Source organism: Natribaculum luteum, assembly GCF_023008545.1.
Lineage (GTDB): Archaea > Halobacteriota > Halobacteria > Halobacteriales > Natrialbaceae > Natribaculum > Natribaculum luteum.
In genome coordinates this window covers 3494044-3510188 of the sequence record NZ_CP095397.1, presented here as the reverse complement: position 1 = coordinate 3510188, position 16145 = coordinate 3494044, and the positions used below count along the sequence as shown (strand labels likewise).

The window sequence follows — 16145 nt, the reverse complement described above, 5'->3', positions numbered from 1 at the left end:
GGACGACACCTTCGGTCAACGCCACGACAGGTCTTTGACGGTCGCCGTCGAACGTGGCACCCATGTACGGCGACATCCTCGTCCCGACGGACGGCCGGGAGAGTACGCGACGGGCGATCGAGGAGGCGATCGAACTCGCGGCCGTCCACGGCGCGACCGTCCACGCCCTCTACGTCATCAACTCGGCCGCGATCGCACCCGGGATCGACTTCGAGGACCTCGAGGAGATCGGCCAGCAGGCAGTCGACCACGTTGCGGAACTGGCCGCCGAAGAAGGGGTCACGGACGTCGAGACGATGGTCACACACGGACTTCGCCCCCAGGCAATCCTGAAGTACGCCGACGAGCACGACGTCGACCTGATCGTCATGGGCCGACACAGGGGCATCGACGTCGATCGCCTCTTTCGCGGGAGCGTCTCCGATCGCGTCTCAGAAGACACGTCGATCCCCGTCCTCGTGGTCGAGTGATACCGACGGACGGTCGGCGACGAGTCGCCGGGTTCTCGGGACGAACCGCCGCCGCACAACCGTCGGGTTGATGACGGCTCGACGGCAAGCAGTCGTCTACTATGCCCTCTCTCAGACTGGGTCGTCGGAGTGACGCCGAGAACGATCGACTGCGTAGCGTCAGCGTTCGAGAGCGCCCCGTCGGCGGCTCTTCGTGGCCGGCGGACCGACGCTGATGAGCACCGAGGAGGCGTCCGGGCGCACGGAGCAGCGACCCCGGCGTGCGAACGACGAGTCTGAGTCCACTCGAGGGGGCGAGGACGTGACGTTCACGCTCGAAGGGGCTCGAGTGGGCTTTCTTCGGTGTGTCCCGGTCGCTCTGGGCGTCGGCGGCTACGGCGTCGTCTTCGGCGTCCTGGCGCGACAGGCAGGGTTGAGCGTCGCAGAGGCGACGCTGATGAGCGCGACGGTGGTCGCGGGCGCGGCCCAGCTGGTCGCGATCGAACTCTGGGCCGATCCGATCCCGGTCGCGACGATCGTCGTCACGACGGTTGTGATCAACCTCCGGTACTCGCTGATGGGTGCCGCTCTCAGGCCGTGGTTCGAGCACCTGTCGGCCGCTCGCACCTACGCCAGCGTATTTTTCATGGCCGACGAGAACTGGGCGTTGACGATGAGCGACCTCCGCTCGGGGAGCGCTCGCGGCGCGTTCCTCCTCGGCAGCGGCCTTGCCATCTGGTCGTTCTGGGTCGTCGCAACGATCGTCGGCGCGACCGCGGGCGGCGTGATCGGCGAACCCGCCCGCTTCGGCCTCGACTTCGTCCTCTCGGCAGTGTTCGTCGCGCTCGCGGTCGAACTCTGGGAGGGGAGGTCGTCGCTGCTGCCGTGGCTCGTGGCGCTTTTCGTCGCCGTCGCCGCCGCCGAGATGCTCCCGGGTCGCTGGTACATCCTGCTCGGCGGACTCGCCGCAGCGACGCTCGAGGTGATCCGCTATGACGACTAGCCCGTTCGCCCTCGACCCGTACGTCGTGGCGATCGTCGCCGCGATGGCTGTCGCGACCTACGTCACGAAGGCGGGCGGTCTGTGGGTACTGAGCCGTCTCGAGGTGTCAGAGCGCGTCGAGTCCGGGCTGTCGGTGCTGCCGGGCGCGATCGTGATCTCGATTCTCGGCCCCGAACTCGCGTCGGCAGGCCCCGCCGAGTGGGGTGCGGCCGGCGTCGTCTTCTTGCTCGCGTGGCGGACACAGAACATCCTGCTCGCCCTGGGGGCTGGAATCGGGGCCGTCCTGCTGTTTCGAAGCGTGCTGTGATCGTCGCGATCTCGAATCCAATATCGTGACAGGCCGACGACCGCAAGCCACAACGTCTTTTGGCCCCTCGAGACGACGGCTTACCCGTGCCTACCTACGACCTCTCACACTCCCTCGAGAGCGGGATGCCGGTCTACCCCGGCGATCCGCCGGTCGAGATCGAACCGGCGGCGACCGTCGAGGAGGACGGGTACCGGACGACGAGCCTCGACGTCGACACCCACGCCGGAACCCACGTCGACGCCCCGGCGCACTTGCTCGCGGACGGGCGGACGCTCGATGAGTACCCACTCGAGACGTTCCGCTTCGCGGCGCGTCTCGTCGATCTGCGGCCGCTCGCCGCCCGCGAACCGATCGACGCCGACGCGCTTTATAGTGCCGTCGACGCCGACGCCGCACTCGAGGCTGACCTGCTCGCGGTTTGTACCGGGTGGGCGGCACACTGGGGAACGGACCGGTACTTCGAGCATCCCTTCCTCACAGACGGCGCGGCCGACCTGCTCGTCGAGTGGAACTGTCACCTCGGGATCGACGCGCCGAACGTCGATCCGACGCCGACGGCGACCGCTCGAGACGGCGAACCCGACGGCTACCCTGCCCACCGCGTCCTCTTCGCCGACGGCCGACTGATCGTCGAGAACCTGCGCGCGCTCGAGTCCGTCCCGTGCGAGTTCGACGTACACGCCTACCCGCTCTCGGTCCGGAACGCTGACGGATCGCCGGTGCGAGCGGTCGCCGTGGTCGAGTAGCCTCTCGAGCGGCGACCTCTCGAGCGGCGACCCCTCGAGCGTCCTCGAAAGACGGTTTCGGGCACCAATCGAGCGGCTTCATGAGGGCAGCGTCTCCAGAAGGAGATACTCGAGAGAGACGGACCACCTACGTTCGGTGTACCTTCGCCTCGAACTTCTCTCGGACCTTCTCGACTTTCGGCGCTGCGTGCATCCGGCAATAGGCGTCGTTGGGGTTCTTCTCGAAGTAATCCTGGTGATACTCTTCTGCCTCGTAGAACTCCTCGAGCGGTTCCAGTTCCGTCACCACCTCGTCGTCGTACTCCTCGTCGAGTGCCTCGATGTAGGACTCGGCCAGCCGGCGCTGTTCGTCGTCGTGGTAGAGGACGATAGAGCGATACTGCGTCCCCACGTCGGGGCCCTGTCGGTTCAGCTGCGTCGGATCGTGCGTGGCGAAGAACACCTCGAGGAGGTCGTCGTAGCCGATCACGTCGGGGTCGTACTCGACCTGAACGACCTCCGCGTGGCCGGTCGTGCCGCTACAGACTTGCTGGTACGTCGGGTTCTCCGCGTGGCCGCCGGCGTACCCCGACGTGACCGACGTGACCCCCTCGAGTTCCTTCATCGCCGCTTCCGTACACCAGAAACAACCGCCGCCGAACGTCGCTCGCTGTGTCGAACTCATTGGTACTCATTTGAATCCCAGGGTGTATGTATGTGACGTGCAGAAACCCCGTGTTCTCGCGCAGGACGCTCCGTCGTGGCGGATCACCGCGTGAGATCCGATAAACGCGAGAATTCGACGCCAGTTCTGGTGGCCGAAGTTCTTCAGCCACGCACGAAAACCAAATAGGTTCACCACTTCGTCACGTGTCTACGCTATGAGCGTTACCGCCGACTTCAGCGTTCCAGCAGAGGCGTTCTGTCTGGCCGAGACGCTCGAGGTAGTCCCGCAAATCACCGTCGAGTTGGACCGCCTGGTCGCCCACAGTCCGAACTACGTCATACCGTTTCTCTGGGTGCTGGGAGACGAGTGGGACCAGTTCGAGGCGGCGCTGGCCGGCGATCCGACGGTCGTCGAGTCGACCGTGACCGATTCGTTCTCCGACAGCCGTCTGTATCAGATCCAGTGGGCAGAAGTCGTGAACGAACGACTCGAGACGATCTTAGACCACGAGGGGGTGATCCTCGCGGCACGCGGATCTCGCGACGAGTGGCGGCTGTGGGTCCGATTCGGTTCGCACGAGCACTTCGGCGAGTTCGAAGAGCACTTCGAAGAGGAAGGCCCCGTCACGCTCCACCAGCTGACCGCACCGAAGACCCCGGGGCACGCACAGTACGGCGTCTCGGAGAAACAGCGAAAATCCCTCCTTACGGCGTACGACAAAGGTTACTACGACGTCCCGCGGAAGACGACGGGCGACGAGATAGCAGAGCGGCTTGGAATAACTCAACAGGCACTATCGGGACGATTACGCCGAGGGATGGCGACGCTCATCGAAAATACGCTGGGGCGACACAGGGACGATCGAGACGACGACGACTGATAAATGCGTAGTTCATTCAACGTGTAGGCCTACACGGAGCGATAGCTCAGTAGAGCTATATGACGACGCTCAACCGATCGAATCGAGAGATCACCTTCGACGACGCTCTCGAAGCGCTTCGCGCCTGCGTTCGCCGACGACTTCTCGTGAACCTCATGGAGTCGAATCCGCGACGCGAATCGGCCCAGTTCGAGGAACTCTCGTTCGAGGGCGACGCGAAATACTTCGAGACGCAACTCCGGCACGTCCACCTGCCGAAACTGGCCGAGATGGGGTTCGTCGAGTGGGACCGTGAAAGTGGCCGCATCGTCAAGGGGCCGGCGTTCGACGAGATACGTCCGCTGCTCGAGGTGCTGACTCGACACGAAGACGAACTGCCCGACGGTTACCTGTGAATCCTCCCGCAGAGCGGCCGTAGACACGACCAGAGCGTTCTCCATCGTCGCACCCGTGGAACGGCGTGTTCTCCGACGTTCGAGAAACAGTGTCACAGCCGACGCTCGCCAGTCTCGACGGCAAGAATCGAAAATGGCGAGTTCACGTCCACGGATTTCGAAAACATCAGAATTGTGTATTGGGGACAAGATTATCACTGCCGACCGCGTACGTCAAACTATGAGAGCCGTATTTGCAACCGACCTGTCGGAGGCCAGCACCGCTGCGATCAGTACCCAGGCCTGCCTCGAGTGTCTCAACCGGATCGGAATCGACGAGGTGCACCTCGTCACCGTCATCAGTTCGAACGTCCACTACGGGATGCCGGGGTTCGACCTCGACTCCCAGCGGCGGAAGGCTCTCGAGAACCAGCGAGCGTTCTTCGAGGAAGAGGGCTTCGACGTCGAGATGCACGTCGTCCGCGGGACGCCACACCGCCGGATCAACGACGTCGCAAAGCGCGTTGGCGCGGACATGATCGTCGTCGGCTCGAAAGGGCAGAGCCCGCTCGAGCGTCGGCTGATCGGCAGCACCGCACGGAACGTCGCACGGACTTCCGTTCGGCCGCTACTGATCGAGCGCATCGTCGAGGAGGACGACGGCCACGAGGTCGCCCGCGAGCATCTCTTCCAGCGCGTGCTGTACGCGACGGACTTCTCCGAGAACGCCGACCGCGCGTTCGATCAGTTCCGAGTCCTCAAGAACGCCACCGAGGAAGCGACGCTGGTCCACGTCAGCGACCGCGAACAGCAGGAAGCCGGTATCTCGACCGAGGAGGCGCGCGAGCGCCTCGAGTCGATGGCCGACGACCTCGAGTCGTACGGCATCGACACGACGATCGACGTCCGCGAGGACGAACCGGTCGAGGGGATCCTCGCTGCAGAAGAGGAGTACGATCCGACGGTGATCCTGATGGGGTCGCGCGGGCAGAGCCGCCTGCGCCGCCTGCTCATCGGGAGCGTCTCCGAGAGCGTCACCGCTCGTGCGAAGAGTAACGTACTCATCGTCCCGCCGACGCAGCGATAGTCATCGCAATACACTTATCTTGGCTTTTTCGATCGCCAGAAGAAGTGGACGACGCGTTCGGATTCGGGCGTGATCAGCCCTCGAGTTTTCCGGAGAGGACCTTCGCGGCGGTGAGAATCGGGTCCCAGGTGGGGCTAAACGGCGGCGCGTACGCCAGATCGAGGTTCTGGAGTTCCGTGACGGTCAGTTCTGCAGAGAGCGCGGTTGCGACCGTGTCGACTCGTTTCACGCCGTCGCGGCCGACGAGGCTCGCCCCGAGGACGCGTTCGCTCTCGCGGTCGGCCAGCAGCGTCACGGTGAGCTCGGTCGCGCCGGGGTAGTAGTGTGGGCGCGTGGGCGCGTCGATCGTGACCGAGACGGGGTCGAACCCGGCCTCGCGTGCTTGCTCGGGGTCGACGATCCCGGTTCGAGCCGCACCGAGTTCGAACGCCTTCACGATCGCCGTTCCGGCGATTTTTCCGACGGACGTCGGCGACCCAGTCACGGTCTGGCCGATCGCTCGTCCCGCACGATTCGCCGTCAACGCCAGCGGAACGTGGTCGGGTTCGCCGGTGACGACGTTCGTCGCCTCGGCGCAGTCGCCGGCCGCGTAGATCCGTTCGTCGTTCGTTCGACCGTACTCGTCGATCGCGATGGCCCCCGTCGGACCGAGTTCGATGCCTGCCTCTTCGGCGAGTTCCGTGTTCGGCGCGACGCCGACGCCGACGATCACGAGGTCGGCGGAGACGGCGTCGTCCTCGAGTTCGACCGTGTCGACCCGCTCGTCCCCGACGAAGCCCTGGACGGCCGTCTCGAGGTGGAGGTCGACGCCCTGCTCGCGGAGGTGATCCTCGACGACTTCCGCGACCGGTTCGCCGAACGGCTGGAGGACGTGTGGCAGCATCTCGAAGAGGCTGACGGACAGGCCACGCGCCGTGAGCGCTTCGGCCATCTCGATGCCGACGTAGCCACCGCCGACGATCGCGGCGGTCTCGAGGTCGTGGTCGGCCACGTAGTCGTCGATGGCGTCTGCCTCGTCCATGTCGTGGATCGTGAACACGCCCTCGAGGTCGATCCCGTCGAACGGCGGTTCGATCGCGTGTGCGCCGGTGCCGATCAGCAGGTGGTCGTACGGCTGTTCGAATCGGTCGCCGTCGACGTCGACGGTGACCGTCTGGTCGTCACGATCGATCCCGACGACTTCGTGTCCGGTTCGGAGGTCGACGTCTCGCTCCTCGACGAACTCCTCGGGCGTCACCGCCACGAGATCGTCGAGATCGTCGACGTCGCCTTTCACGTAGTAGGGCATCCCGCAGGCGGCGTAGGAGACCCACTCGCCTTTCTCGAAGACGATCACGTCCATGTCGGGTCGCTCGCGTTTTGCCTTACTTGCGGCACTCATCCCGGCAGCGTCCCCGCCGACGATCACGAACGTCTCGGTCATAAGTGACAGTACAGTTCCCATCGGCTAAAGTATTTCGTGAATGTGCCAATACTACACGCAGTGGACTGGACGGGAGCAGAGCGGCGGAACCGACGTGGGTGTTCCGAAGATCGAGACCTCGAGTGATATATGATAGGTCTTCGATATATACGTCGGAAATGGAACACCTTCTGAATTCGAGTGTACCTTCAGTATAGTAATTCCCACACATGCTGTTAATGTATATATAATATACTGTTTTCTGACCTGTAGGGAAGTTTATTAACGCTGAAGTAGCTGAGCCGTCTCGGGCAAGTATGAACCCGGCGAAGGTATTCGGTCAGGGAGAACTTAACCAGCACGTCGATCCTGCCGAACTTCTCGAGGACATCGACCTCGACGCGGACGAGATCTCTCAGCGGAAGGATTTCATCGGTTTCGACGAGGAAGACGAGCGACGCCTCGCCGACCTCGAGCCGCTGTTGCGCGACAGTCAAAACGAGATCGCGGATCGATTCTACGACAACCTGACCGAGTACGACGGGACTCTCGAGATCATGAGTCGGTCGCCGAAGGGGATCGAGGCCCTGAAACAGACCCAGCGTGCCTACCTCGTCTCGCTCGCCACCGGCAACTACGACGAGGAGTACTTCCGACAGCGGGCCCGAATCGGGAAACTCCACGAACTGCTCGACATGCCGATGAAACACTACGTCGGCCAGTACGGCGTCTACTACGACCTCATCTTCTCCGAAGTCGACGAGCGCGTCCAGCAACAGACCGTAAGCGCCATCGAGCAGTGGGTCGACGAGGAGATGGACGAGGGCGGCTTCCAGTCGCGCGTCGTCGACCGATTCCGGGGACTTACCGGCGACGATGGGGACGACGACGGACTTGATCCGTCGCTCGAGCAGGCGGTCCGCGAGGCGATCCACGACGGAATGGCGGACGTCCTGGCGTTGCTCCGGATCATCAACCTCGACATGCAGGTAGCGGCCGACACCTACTTCGAGAGTTACAGCAACGACCTCGACCGGGCGATCGAGCGGCGCGAACGGCTCGCACGGGAGGTCGAAAAGGACGTCCAGAAGCCGATCAAGGACATGAACGAGACGTCCGCGTCGGTCGCGAGAAGCGCCCAGACGATCAACGACCTCGCGTCGAGTCAGGCCCAGGACATGGACACGATCGCCGACGAGGTGGAGTCGCTGAGCGCGAACGTCGAAGAGATCGCCGCGACCGCCGACACGGTCGGCGAGATGAGCGACGAGGCCGAATCGCTGGCCGAAAACGGTGCCGAACAGGCCGACGCGGCACTCGAGGAACTGGCGGCCGTCCAGGAAGTGACGGCGGAACTCACCGAAACCGTCGAACGACTCGAGCAGCGAACGGACGCGATCGACGACGTGATCGACCGCGTCAGCGGACTTGCAGAGCGGACGCGAGTGCTGGGAACGAACGCGTCCGTCGAGGCCGGACGGGGAGAGAACACGCAGGGGACGCTCAAGGTCATCGCCGAGGAAGTCCAGTCGTTCGCCGACCAGGCCCAGTCAGACCTGGACGCGATCGAGACCGAAGTCGAGGGCATCAAGGAAGTCACGACCGATACGATCGAGACGGTCGACGAGACGACCAATCGGCTCGAACGGAGCGTCGACCGCGTCGACGAGGCGGTCACGGACTTCGACGCCATCCACGACGCGGTCGCGGAAGTCTCGACCGGGATCGACGACGTTGCGGACGCGTCGGCCGATCAGGCGACCAGTGCGGAGGCGATACACCGGACGGTCGAACAGTCGGCACAGAAGGCAGAACGCGTCTCGACCGAGACGCAGTCCGTCGCTGCTGCGACCGAAGAGCAGACGGCGAGACTCTCCGAGATCGCGACCAATGTCGGCAAACTGACCGAGCTAGAGAACGTCGAACGGCGGCCCGTGTACGAACAGTGACTACTCCCACGACTTCGGTCGTGGGATTTCTTCTCGAGTATCTGTAACGGCACGCGGACAGCGGAGGCGCAGACAGAAGTTGTGGCACGCGGACGCGAGAACTCAGACGAGCAGCTGGACGTCGGAGTCGGCCATGTGCTGGAGGGCGGTGGCGGCCCCGACACCGGTGGTGACGCCGTCGTAGAAGTCGTCTTCGTCGTAGTCCATCAGTTCGATGGTCATCTGACAGGCCTGGAGGTCGACGCCGCTGTCCAGCGAGAGTTCGATGAGTTCCTCGATGGTGGCGGTGTTGTTCTCGTCGATCTTCTTTTCCATCATGCGCGTGGCCATCGCGTCCATGCCGGGGAGTGCGGCAAGCGCGTTGGGCATCGGCATACTCGGGTTGCCGACCGCCGAGAGTTTGAGGTTCTCGGACTTCTCCTCGTGGAGGATGTCCAGCCCCCAGAACGTGTGGAAGACGACGACGTCCCAGCCGAAGGCGGCGGCGGTACTCGCCAGGATCAGCGGCGGGTACGCCATGTCGAGCGTCCCCTTCGTCGCGACGATCGTCATCTGCTTCTGGTCGTCGCCGACGGCCGCCTCGAGGTCGGCCAACTGCGCTTCGAGTTCCTCGACACGCTGTCTGAGTTCGGCCTCGGTTGGATCTGCCGCGTCCCCCGATGGCTGTGTATCCGAGCTCATCTCACGCGGTCTTCTCGACGTAGTGTTTGTAGACGTCGCCGTCGTCGACCTGTTCGAGGAGGGAAACGCCGTCGGTGCCGGCGGCCCAGCCCTCGATGTCGCTCATGCTCCCGGAGTCGGTCGCGACTACCTCGAGGACTTCTCCTTCCTCGAGATCGTCGATCGCCTGCTTGGTCTTGACGACCGGCATCGGACAGCTCGCACCCTGTACGTCGAGTGTTTCCGTAACGTCGAATTCAGTGCTCATGGTGGTTTCCTTAGTGCTCTGTATTGGAGCTACCACACAATATTGACGCCAGGATTAAAAGAATACCGGTTCTCAATCGTGAGCACAAGTCTATTATCGGCGCGCATCTCAAAGTTCGTCCGTATCTTCGTCTCTGATCACATTTGCGTGAACCGAATCCCGATCACCGGTCCCACCATATTGCACTATTTGTGAAATACTATGCAAACCCTTATGTGGGTGCGTCCGGTAGAACCGACTGCACAATATGAGCGACATGGACCTTCCGACCCCAGACGTTCCGGTCGACACGGTCGATCCGGAGACGCTCAAGAGCCGAATCGACGCGGGTGAAGACGTGACGCTCCTCGACGTTCGCATGGAAAGTGACTACGAGGAGTGGCACATCGAGGGCGAGACCGTCGAGTCGATCAACGTCCCCTACTTCGAGTTTCTCGAGGACGAGATCGACGACGACGTCCTCGCACAGATCCCCGACGACCGCGAGATCGTCGTCCTCTGTGCGAAAGGCGGCTCGAGCGAGTACGTCGCGGCGACGCTGAAAGAGCGCGGTTACGACGCCGTCCACCTCGAAGACGGGATGAACGGCTGGGCCGCGATCTACGAGGCCGTCGAGGTCGCCGACTACGACGGCCCCGGCACGCTCGTCCAGTACCAGCGCCCCTCGAGTGGCTGTCTGGGCTATTTCGTCTACGACGGCGACGAGGCCGCCGTGATCGATCCCCTCCGGGCCTTCACCGACCGCTACCTCGAGGACGCTGACGACCTCGGCGTCGATCTCACGTACGCAATCGACACGCACATCCACGCCGACCACCTCTCGGGCGTTCGCGCGCTCGACGACGAAGACGTCGAGGGCGTCATCCCCGAGGCGTCGGTCGATCGTGGCGTCACCTACGCCGACGACGTGACGCTGGCCGAAGACGGCGACGAGTTCCAGGTCGGCGACGTCACGATCGAGACCGTCTACACGCCCGGCCACACCTCCGGGATGACCTCCTATCTGATCGGTGACAGCCTGCTGGCGACCGGCGACGGTCTGTTCGTCGAGAGCGTCGCCCGCCCCGACCTCGAGGAGGGCGACGACGGTGCGCCCGACGCCGCACGCCAGCTCTACGAGTCGCTCCAGGAGCGCGTGCTCACGCTCCCTGACGACACCCTGATCGGTGGCGCCCACTTCAGCGACGCGGCCGAGCCCGCCGACGACGGCACCTACACCGCTCCGATCGGCCAGCTCGAGGACGAGATGGACGCGCTCACGATGGACGAAGACGACTTCGTCGAGCTGATCCTCTCGGACATGCCGCCCCGCCCGGCCAACTACGAGACGATCATCCCCACCAACCTCGGCCAGAACGTCGTCGACGACGACGACGAAGCCTTCTCTCTCGAGCTCGGCCCGAACAACTGTGCTGCCAGCCAGGAATCGCTCGCTGGTGACTAATCTCACTATCAATGGTAACTGACCCAGTACCACTACAGCTGGCCGCCGAACTGTTCCCGAACGGGATCAGTCGGTACGCCATCGGCGGGCTCTTCGTCGGTCTCGGGACGGTCGTGATCTACCTCGGGACCGGCATCCCCGCCGGTGCGAGTACGTTCCTCGAGTCGACGCTGTCGTACGTCTCCGGCCAGTCGAGATTCCAGCAGTACGTCTCCTCCCGGGACTGGCGGCTCGTGTTCACGCTCGGCATTATCCTGGGTGCGCTGGCGTTCGCGGCGACGTTCCAGTCCGGGATGATTACGAGTTCGCTCTACCAGCCCGGGACGACCGGCGAACTGTACGAGGTCGGTGGCCTGACGCTCTGGTCGACGGACGTCCAGCCGTGGCGACTCCTCGTCGGCGGCTTCTTCGTCGGGATCGGGACGCGTATCGGCAAGGGCTGTACGTCCGGACACGGCGTCTGTGGCGTCGGCTCCGCGTCGAAGACCTCGATCACGGGCGTGATCACGTTCATGATCGTGGCTATCCTGACCGCACAGATCGTCGCCGCACTGGGGGTGAGTCCGTAATGTCGGACCGTCATCCCCTCTTCATGCCGCTGATCCTGGTCGGCGGCCTGATCTTCGGCTTCGGCCTCGGATTCAGCCACATGGCCCGCCCCGAAGTGGTGCTGAACTTCCTCCAGTTCGAGGACTTCGGACTGGTGTTCGTGATGTTCGGCGCCGCGATCGTGACGGGCGTGACGTTCTTCCTCGCCCCGCGGCTGCTCGGTCGGGCACCGCTGACCGGCGACCAGTTCGAACGCCGGCTGAAATCGTTCGATCGCAACGTCCTGATCGGCGGTTCGATCTTCGGCGTCGGCTGGGGACTGTCCGGCATCTGTCCGGGCGCGGCCTACGCCAGCATCGGCATCGGTAACGTCACCATCCTGTGGGCGCTCGCCGGCATGTTCGCCGGTGCGTACGTCCAGGGCCTGTGGCGCAGCCGTCAGGCGGCGACCGAGACGGCCGGTGCCGGGGCCGACTAACCACCGCGACGCTGTAACGTTCACTTCTCTACGATGGAAGTTACGACAATACTGCTGTTTCTCGCCGCCGCCGTCGCGAGTCTGTTCATGGCGTGGGTCATCGGCGCCGGCTCGAGTGGCGCGACGCCGTTCGCGCCAGCCGTCGGTGCGAACGCCATCTCGACGATGCGCGCGGCGTTCGTCGTCGGCATCTTCGGCTTCGTCGGTGCGGTCACGCAGGGAGCGAACGTCTCGGAGGCCGTCGGACGAGGACTCGTCCACGGCATCAGCCTCCCGCCCAGCGGCGTCATCCTCGCGCTCACGGTCGGCGCGGGACTCATGGCGGTCGGAATCTACACCGGGTACCCGATCGCAACCGCGTTTACGGTGACAGGCGCGATCATCGGCGTCGGACTCGCGCTGGGTGGCGCGCCCGCGTGGGCGAAGTACCAACAGATTGGCGCGATGTGGGTCCTCACGCCGTTCGTCGGGGGCGGGATCGCCTACGGCATCGCGAGCGTCCTCCCGCGAGACGACGTTCCGGAGCGGGTAAGCGTCCCGATCCTGGGTGCTCTCGTCGGTGTCGTCCTCGCGAACCTCGAGTTCGCGTTTCTCGGTCCCGACGGCGGGACGTTCGCGACGACGCTCGGTGCTCGCCTCCCGGTCGACGGGACGATGGCGACGATTGTCGTCTCGCTCGGATTTGGCCTGGCAGTGTGGCTCGCGCTCCGGTGGGATATCGGCCGCGACGTGGCTGGCGGACTCCGGCGATTTCTCCTCGCACTGGGTGCACTCGTGGCGTTCTCCGCCGGCGGCAGCCAGGTCGGGCTCGCCGTCGGCCCGCTGTTCCCGCTGCTCGACGAACTGCCGGCCGTCTCGCCGTTCGCAGTTCTCTTTGGTGGCGGTGTCGGCATTCTCGTCGGCTCCTGGACGGGAGCGCCGCGGATGATCAAGTCGCTCGCACAGGACTACTCCTCGCTCGGCCCCCGTCGATCGATCGCAACGCTCGTGCCCTCGTTTCTCATCGCCCAGACGGCGGTGTTACTCGGCGTTCCGGTCTCGTTCAACGAGATCATCGTCAGCGCGATCGTCGGGAGCGGACTCGCCGTCGGTGGCGGCGGTGGGGTCAGCAGGCGCAAACTCCTCGTCACGGGCGTCGCGTGGGTCCTGTCGTTCGCCGTCGCGTTCGCCATCGGCTACGGCTCGGTTGCCGTAACGGCAGCGTTCTGACGGCCGAGTCGATCTGGGCGACGCGCGCGAGCGATCGGCGGACTCGATTCTGACCCGACTTCGCCCGCATTCTGAGAACGGTCGCGTCGCGGCCGAGACTCGTCCGTGATGCGTGTGTTGCCTATAGGTTATTCGTTGACTCCCAAAATAGTATTGTACGATGTTCCCAAAAGCGTTATTATGCCCTGTGGATTAGGAGGTACTGAGTAGAAAAGTATGATCCGCACACAACTGCACCGCAACGGTGATCGGAACCAATGATAGACGTCGCATCGCTCTCCCCCACGGCCCAGGCGGCGGTCCTCGTGGGTGCCGTCCTGCTCGAGGCGATCGTCCTCTACGTGGGGTACGGCGCGATCTCGAGTGCCGTGACGAAACCGCTGATCGACGCAATCCAGAACGCCTGACACATGGAAATACTTGGAATCGCACTAACCACGTTGGTCCTGTTCGTCGGCTTCGGCCTGATGGTCGGCGTGCTGTTTGGCTTCTTCGGGATGGGGGGATCGTTCCTCGTGACGCCCGCGTTGCTGGTCATGGGGTATCCCGCCAGCGTCGCGGTCGGGAGCGGGATGGCGTTCGTCTTCGGGACGGCCGTCATCGCGACGCTGAAACACCACGACCTCGGCCAGGTCGACTACAAACTCGGCGGCCTGATGATCGTCGGCACTACTGCCGGCATCGAGGTCGGCAAGGAGATGGTTCTCCACCTCGAGTCGATCGGGCTGGCGTCGGGCGTCATCGGCGTCACGTACGTGCTGTTGCTCGGTGGTGTCGGTGTCTTCGTCACCTACAACGCCCTCAAGAGTGACGGCAGCGACGACAGCGACGGTGGCCACCACGAGGCCGCCGACCAGGAGATCGACCCCGACGCGATCCCCGACATCGCCAAGAAAATCCAGTCGTACCACGTCCCGCCGATGATGACCATCCGCGGGGGCATCCAGGTCTCGCTGTGGATGGTGCTCGCAGTTGCGTTCGCGACCGGGCTGCTATCGGGCTTCCTCGGCGTCGGTGGCGGCTTCATCCGGATGCCCGCGATGTTCTACCTCATCGGGGTGCCGGTGCCGATCGCCGTCGGGACCGACCTGTTCGAGATCGTCTTCTCCGGCGGCCTGGGCTCGTTCCTCTACGCCCAGGGCGGCGGCGTCGACCTCTCGATCGTCGCGCCCCTGCTCGCTGGCAGCGCGCTGGGTGCCCGTGTCGGCTCGGCCGCGACCGGCATCGTCGACGAAGGCGAGATCAAGGTCTACTTCGGCCTGATGCTGCTCGGTGGCTCCGTCGCGGTCGCCTTCCGCCAGATCGGCGACTACATCGGGATGGACATCCTGAACACGGTCAGCTTCGCGCTGATCCTCCTGTCGGCGTTCCTCGTCAGCGGCGCCGTCGTCTACTCGAGTGTCGTCGCCCTCCGCCAGGAGCCCGAAACGACCGCGGTCGCCGCAGACTAGACGAGCCGTCGGCGGTCGCCGAGTATTCTCTCGCCGTAGAATTGCACAACACTCGCAAAACTCTTTTAACGCAGTAGCACCTACTGAGCGGTACGATATGGCGAACTCGATGGCCGAGCAACTCCAGCAGGACATGGTGTGTGAGGGCTTGCTGGAGTGTCTCCACGGGCTCAAACGACTCGACAAGGAGTGCTTCCGGACGCTCGTCGAGAGCGAGGAACCGTTGACGATCGACGAGGTGGCAGATCGGGTCGATCGCGAACGATCGACGGCCTACCGCTCGATTCAGCGACTGCTCCAGACGGGCTTCATCCAGAAAGAACAGATCAACTACGACCAGGGCGGCTACTACCACGTCTACCACCCGACGGACCCCAAACAGGTCGCAGACGACATGCAGCGGATGCTCAACGACTGGTACGCCAAGATGGGCCAGCTCATCCAGGAGTTCGAGGACAAGTACGGGCAACGAGACGACGACTGGTCGTCGATCGAGAACTGATACCGTCGATTGGACGTCAGTTCCGGTACAACCTGTCGTGCGGTCGCACCAGGAACCAGTTACTACCGGCAGTATGAGCCTGCGGCGATCGACCCGTCGTGGTGAGGTCAGTCCGAACGACGGCGTCACCACCTCGAGCGGTTGGCTGCGAACGCGGTGAGTGCGCTCGCCACGGGAACCGGGTGACAAGAATTATTATTTTACCTCCTCGAGAATCGTCTCATTCGAGGGCCGTCCGACGGCCTCGCGAACACGTCACGTATGTCGAAGTACATCACTGCCGAAGAGCACGTTCCCGACGACGGCGAGGGTGAGACGGTGCTCCAGATCCGGGACGCGGAGACGAAAGAGATTTTCCACACGCGAGCGCGCATCGCGAAAGAGCCGTCGCGTCTCGACGATCCACAGCCGCTGTCGGTCGTCAGGGGGCCACACGAGAACACGGCCGAGCAGTGGTACGTCGAACTCGTCGACGACGCCGTCGACGAGGACCGACTCCGGCGCATCGTCCGCGAACAGCAGGAGGGGTCGAACGTCATCAACACGCGCTCGGACGATCTGGCGGTGTTGCTCCGGTATCTCGTCGAAACGGACCACTACGAGTCGACGTCGGCAGCCGCTCGCGAGCTCATGTTCGAACGGCTGGCCGATGCCCATCCGTCGCTGCTCGAGGCGTACGACGAGTTGCGAACCGAGTACGAGAGCGATCCGTTACGCGAGGCGTTAGAGCGTGAGTGA

Annotated in this window: 20 protein-coding genes; 16 read left to right on the top strand and 4 right to left on the bottom strand. The window is 63.9% G+C overall.

Features of this window, described 5'->3' with window-relative positions; genetic code table 11:
* The first annotated feature begins 62 nt into the window (after positions 1 to 62).
* The 4 genes from MU558_RS18100 to MU558_RS18085 all read left to right on the top strand — a co-directional run bounded on the left by MU558_RS18100 (position 63) and on the right by MU558_RS18085 (position 2508).
* Positions 63 to 470, top strand: a complete 408-nt coding sequence (locus MU558_RS18100) for a universal stress protein (RefSeq protein ID WP_246970420.1) — start codon at positions 63 to 65, stop codon at positions 468 to 470.
* 214 nt (positions 471 to 684) lie between these two features.
* The gene (locus tag MU558_RS18095) at positions 685 to 1452 is read left to right on the top strand and encodes an AzlC family ABC transporter permease (protein WP_246970418.1); all 768 of its coding nucleotides are present in this window, start codon (positions 685 to 687) and stop codon (positions 1450 to 1452) included.
* The gene (locus tag MU558_RS18090) at positions 1442 to 1759 is read left to right on the top strand and encodes an AzlD family protein (RefSeq protein ID WP_246970415.1); all 318 of its coding nucleotides are present in this window, start codon (positions 1442 to 1444) and stop codon (positions 1757 to 1759) included. The genes MU558_RS18095 and MU558_RS18090 overlap by 11 nt, the downstream gene beginning before the upstream one ends.
* An 86-nt stretch (positions 1760 to 1845) precedes the next feature.
* Positions 1846 to 2508 (top strand): cyclase family protein, encoded by a 663-nt coding sequence (locus tag MU558_RS18085; RefSeq protein WP_246970402.1) that lies wholly within the window; start codon positions 1846 to 1848, stop codon positions 2506 to 2508.
* Positions 2509 to 2635: 127 nt separating this feature from the next.
* On the opposite strand, the gene msrA is transcribed toward MU558_RS18085, so the two are convergent.
* Positions 2636 to 3172 carry a peptide-methionine (S)-S-oxide reductase MsrA gene (gene msrA / locus MU558_RS18080; RefSeq protein ID WP_246970400.1) on the bottom strand — a complete coding sequence of 179 codons (537 nt, stop codon included), beginning with the start codon at positions 3170 to 3172 and terminating at the stop codon, positions 2636 to 2638.
* 196 nt (positions 3173 to 3368) lie between these two features.
* Between msrA and MU558_RS18075 the strand changes: the two genes are divergently transcribed.
* From MU558_RS18075 to MU558_RS18065, 3 genes are all read left to right on the top strand, one after another.
* Entirely contained in the window at positions 3369 to 4034 is a 666-nt protein-coding gene (locus MU558_RS18075) for a helix-turn-helix domain-containing protein (RefSeq protein ID WP_246970397.1), read from the top strand.
* Positions 4035 to 4093: 59 nt separating this feature from the next.
* A complete protein-coding gene (locus MU558_RS18070; protein WP_246970395.1) occupies positions 4094 to 4429 on the top strand; it encodes a DUF7344 domain-containing protein in 336 nt (111 codons plus the stop codon).
* 220 nt (positions 4430 to 4649) lie between these two features.
* Positions 4650 to 5495, top strand: coding sequence for a universal stress protein (locus tag MU558_RS18065; protein ID WP_246970393.1), 846 nt, complete (start codon positions 4650 to 4652; stop codon positions 5493 to 5495).
* Between the two features lie 73 nt (positions 5496 to 5568).
* On the opposite strand, the gene MU558_RS18060 is transcribed toward MU558_RS18065, so the two are convergent.
* A complete protein-coding gene (locus tag MU558_RS18060; RefSeq protein WP_246970390.1) occupies positions 5569 to 6918 on the bottom strand; it encodes an FAD-dependent oxidoreductase in 1350 nt (449 codons plus the stop codon).
* 296 nt (positions 6919 to 7214) lie between these two features.
* On the opposite strand from MU558_RS18060, the gene MU558_RS18055 reads away from it, so the two are divergent.
* Complete coding sequence (locus MU558_RS18055) at positions 7215 to 8846, top strand: globin-coupled sensor protein (RefSeq protein WP_246970388.1); 1632 nt, start codon at positions 7215 to 7217, stop codon at positions 8844 to 8846.
* A gap of 102 nt (positions 8847 to 8948) precedes the next feature.
* On the opposite strand, the gene MU558_RS18050 is transcribed toward MU558_RS18055, so the two are convergent.
* On the bottom strand, positions 8949 to 9527 hold the full coding sequence (locus tag MU558_RS18050; protein WP_246970386.1) for a DsrE/DsrF/DrsH-like family protein: 579 nt from the start codon (positions 9525 to 9527) through the stop codon (positions 8949 to 8951).
* A gap of 1 nt (position 9528) precedes the next feature.
* Positions 9529 to 9774: a sulfurtransferase TusA family protein gene (locus MU558_RS18045; protein ID WP_246970383.1), complete on the bottom strand. Its 246-nt coding sequence runs from the start codon at positions 9772 to 9774 to the stop codon at positions 9529 to 9531.
* 247 nt (positions 9775 to 10021) lie between these two features.
* Here MU558_RS18045 and MU558_RS18040 point away from each other — a divergent pair, with 247 nt between their 5' ends.
* The 8 genes from MU558_RS18040 (at position 10022) to MU558_RS18005 (ending at position 16145) form a co-directional block, all read left to right on the top strand.
* Positions 10022 to 11218: an MBL fold metallo-hydrolase gene (locus tag MU558_RS18040; RefSeq protein ID WP_246970381.1), complete on the top strand. Its 1197-nt coding sequence runs from the start codon at positions 10022 to 10024 to the stop codon at positions 11216 to 11218.
* 11 nt (positions 11219 to 11229) lie between these two features.
* Positions 11230 to 11787, top strand: a complete 558-nt coding sequence (locus MU558_RS18035; protein WP_246970379.1) for a YeeE/YedE family protein — start codon at positions 11230 to 11232, stop codon at positions 11785 to 11787.
* Positions 11787 to 12245: a YeeE/YedE family protein gene (locus MU558_RS18030; protein WP_246970378.1), complete on the top strand. Its 459-nt coding sequence runs from the start codon at positions 11787 to 11789 to the stop codon at positions 12243 to 12245. Before MU558_RS18035 ends, MU558_RS18030 begins: the two co-directional genes overlap by 1 nt.
* A 33-nt stretch (positions 12246 to 12278) precedes the next feature.
* Positions 12279 to 13454 (top strand): inorganic phosphate transporter, encoded by a 1176-nt coding sequence (locus MU558_RS18025; protein ID WP_246970376.1) that lies wholly within the window; start codon positions 12279 to 12281, stop codon positions 13452 to 13454.
* A 257-nt stretch (positions 13455 to 13711) separates the two neighbouring features.
* Positions 13712 to 13861: a DUF7512 family protein gene (locus MU558_RS18020; protein ID WP_246969669.1), complete on the top strand. Its 150-nt coding sequence runs from the start codon at positions 13712 to 13714 to the stop codon at positions 13859 to 13861.
* Between the two features lie 3 nt (positions 13862 to 13864).
* Positions 13865 to 14905: a sulfite exporter TauE/SafE family protein gene (locus MU558_RS18015; RefSeq protein ID WP_246970374.1), complete on the top strand. Its 1041-nt coding sequence runs from the start codon at positions 13865 to 13867 to the stop codon at positions 14903 to 14905.
* 97 nt (positions 14906 to 15002) lie between these two features.
* The gene (locus MU558_RS18010; protein WP_246970372.1) at positions 15003 to 15407 is read left to right on the top strand and encodes a helix-turn-helix domain-containing protein; all 405 of its coding nucleotides are present in this window, start codon (positions 15003 to 15005) and stop codon (positions 15405 to 15407) included.
* A gap of 261 nt (positions 15408 to 15668) precedes the next feature.
* A complete protein-coding gene (locus MU558_RS18005) occupies positions 15669 to 16145 on the top strand; it encodes a ubiD operon protein (RefSeq protein ID WP_246970370.1) in 477 nt (158 codons plus the stop codon).

Coding starts and splice junctions, on each gene's coding strand:
- MU558_RS18100 (WP_246970420.1), top strand. CDS start 63: ATGTACGGCGACATCCTCGTCCCGACGGACGGCCGGGAGAGTACGCGA.
- MU558_RS18095 (WP_246970418.1), top strand. CDS start 685: ATGAGCACCGAGGAGGCGTCCGGGCGCACGGAGCAGCGACCCCGGCGT.
- MU558_RS18090 (WP_246970415.1), top strand. CDS start 1,442: ATGACGACTAGCCCGTTCGCCCTCGACCCGTACGTCGTGGCGATCGTC.
- msrA (WP_246970400.1), bottom strand. CDS start 3,172: ATGAGTTCGACACAGCGAGCGACGTTCGGCGGCGGTTGTTTCTGGTGT.
- MU558_RS18075 (WP_246970397.1), top strand. CDS start 3,369: ATGAGCGTTACCGCCGACTTCAGCGTTCCAGCAGAGGCGTTCTGTCTG.
- MU558_RS18070 (WP_246970395.1), top strand. CDS start 4,094: ATGACGACGCTCAACCGATCGAATCGAGAGATCACCTTCGACGACGCT.
- MU558_RS18065 (WP_246970393.1), top strand. CDS start 4,650: ATGAGAGCCGTATTTGCAACCGACCTGTCGGAGGCCAGCACCGCTGCG.
- MU558_RS18060 (WP_246970390.1), bottom strand. CDS start 6,918: ATGACCGAGACGTTCGTGATCGTCGGCGGGGACGCTGCCGGGATGAGT.
- MU558_RS18055 (WP_246970388.1), top strand. CDS start 7,215: ATGAACCCGGCGAAGGTATTCGGTCAGGGAGAACTTAACCAGCACGTC.
- MU558_RS18050 (WP_246970386.1), bottom strand. CDS start 9,527: ATGAGCTCGGATACACAGCCATCGGGGGACGCGGCAGATCCAACCGAG.
- MU558_RS18045 (WP_246970383.1), bottom strand. CDS start 9,774: ATGAGCACTGAATTCGACGTTACGGAAACACTCGACGTACAGGGTGCG.
- MU558_RS18040 (WP_246970381.1), top strand. CDS start 10,022: ATGAGCGACATGGACCTTCCGACCCCAGACGTTCCGGTCGACACGGTC.
- MU558_RS18035 (WP_246970379.1), top strand. CDS start 11,230: ATGGTAACTGACCCAGTACCACTACAGCTGGCCGCCGAACTGTTCCCG.
- MU558_RS18030 (WP_246970378.1), top strand. CDS start 11,787: ATGTCGGACCGTCATCCCCTCTTCATGCCGCTGATCCTGGTCGGCGGC.
- MU558_RS18025 (WP_246970376.1), top strand. CDS start 12,279: ATGGAAGTTACGACAATACTGCTGTTTCTCGCCGCCGCCGTCGCGAGT.
- MU558_RS18020 (WP_246969669.1), top strand. CDS start 13,712: ATGATAGACGTCGCATCGCTCTCCCCCACGGCCCAGGCGGCGGTCCTC.
- MU558_RS18015 (WP_246970374.1), top strand. CDS start 13,865: ATGGAAATACTTGGAATCGCACTAACCACGTTGGTCCTGTTCGTCGGC.
- MU558_RS18010 (WP_246970372.1), top strand. CDS start 15,003: ATGGCGAACTCGATGGCCGAGCAACTCCAGCAGGACATGGTGTGTGAG.
- MU558_RS18005 (WP_246970370.1), top strand. CDS start 15,669: ATGTCGAAGTACATCACTGCCGAAGAGCACGTTCCCGACGACGGCGAG.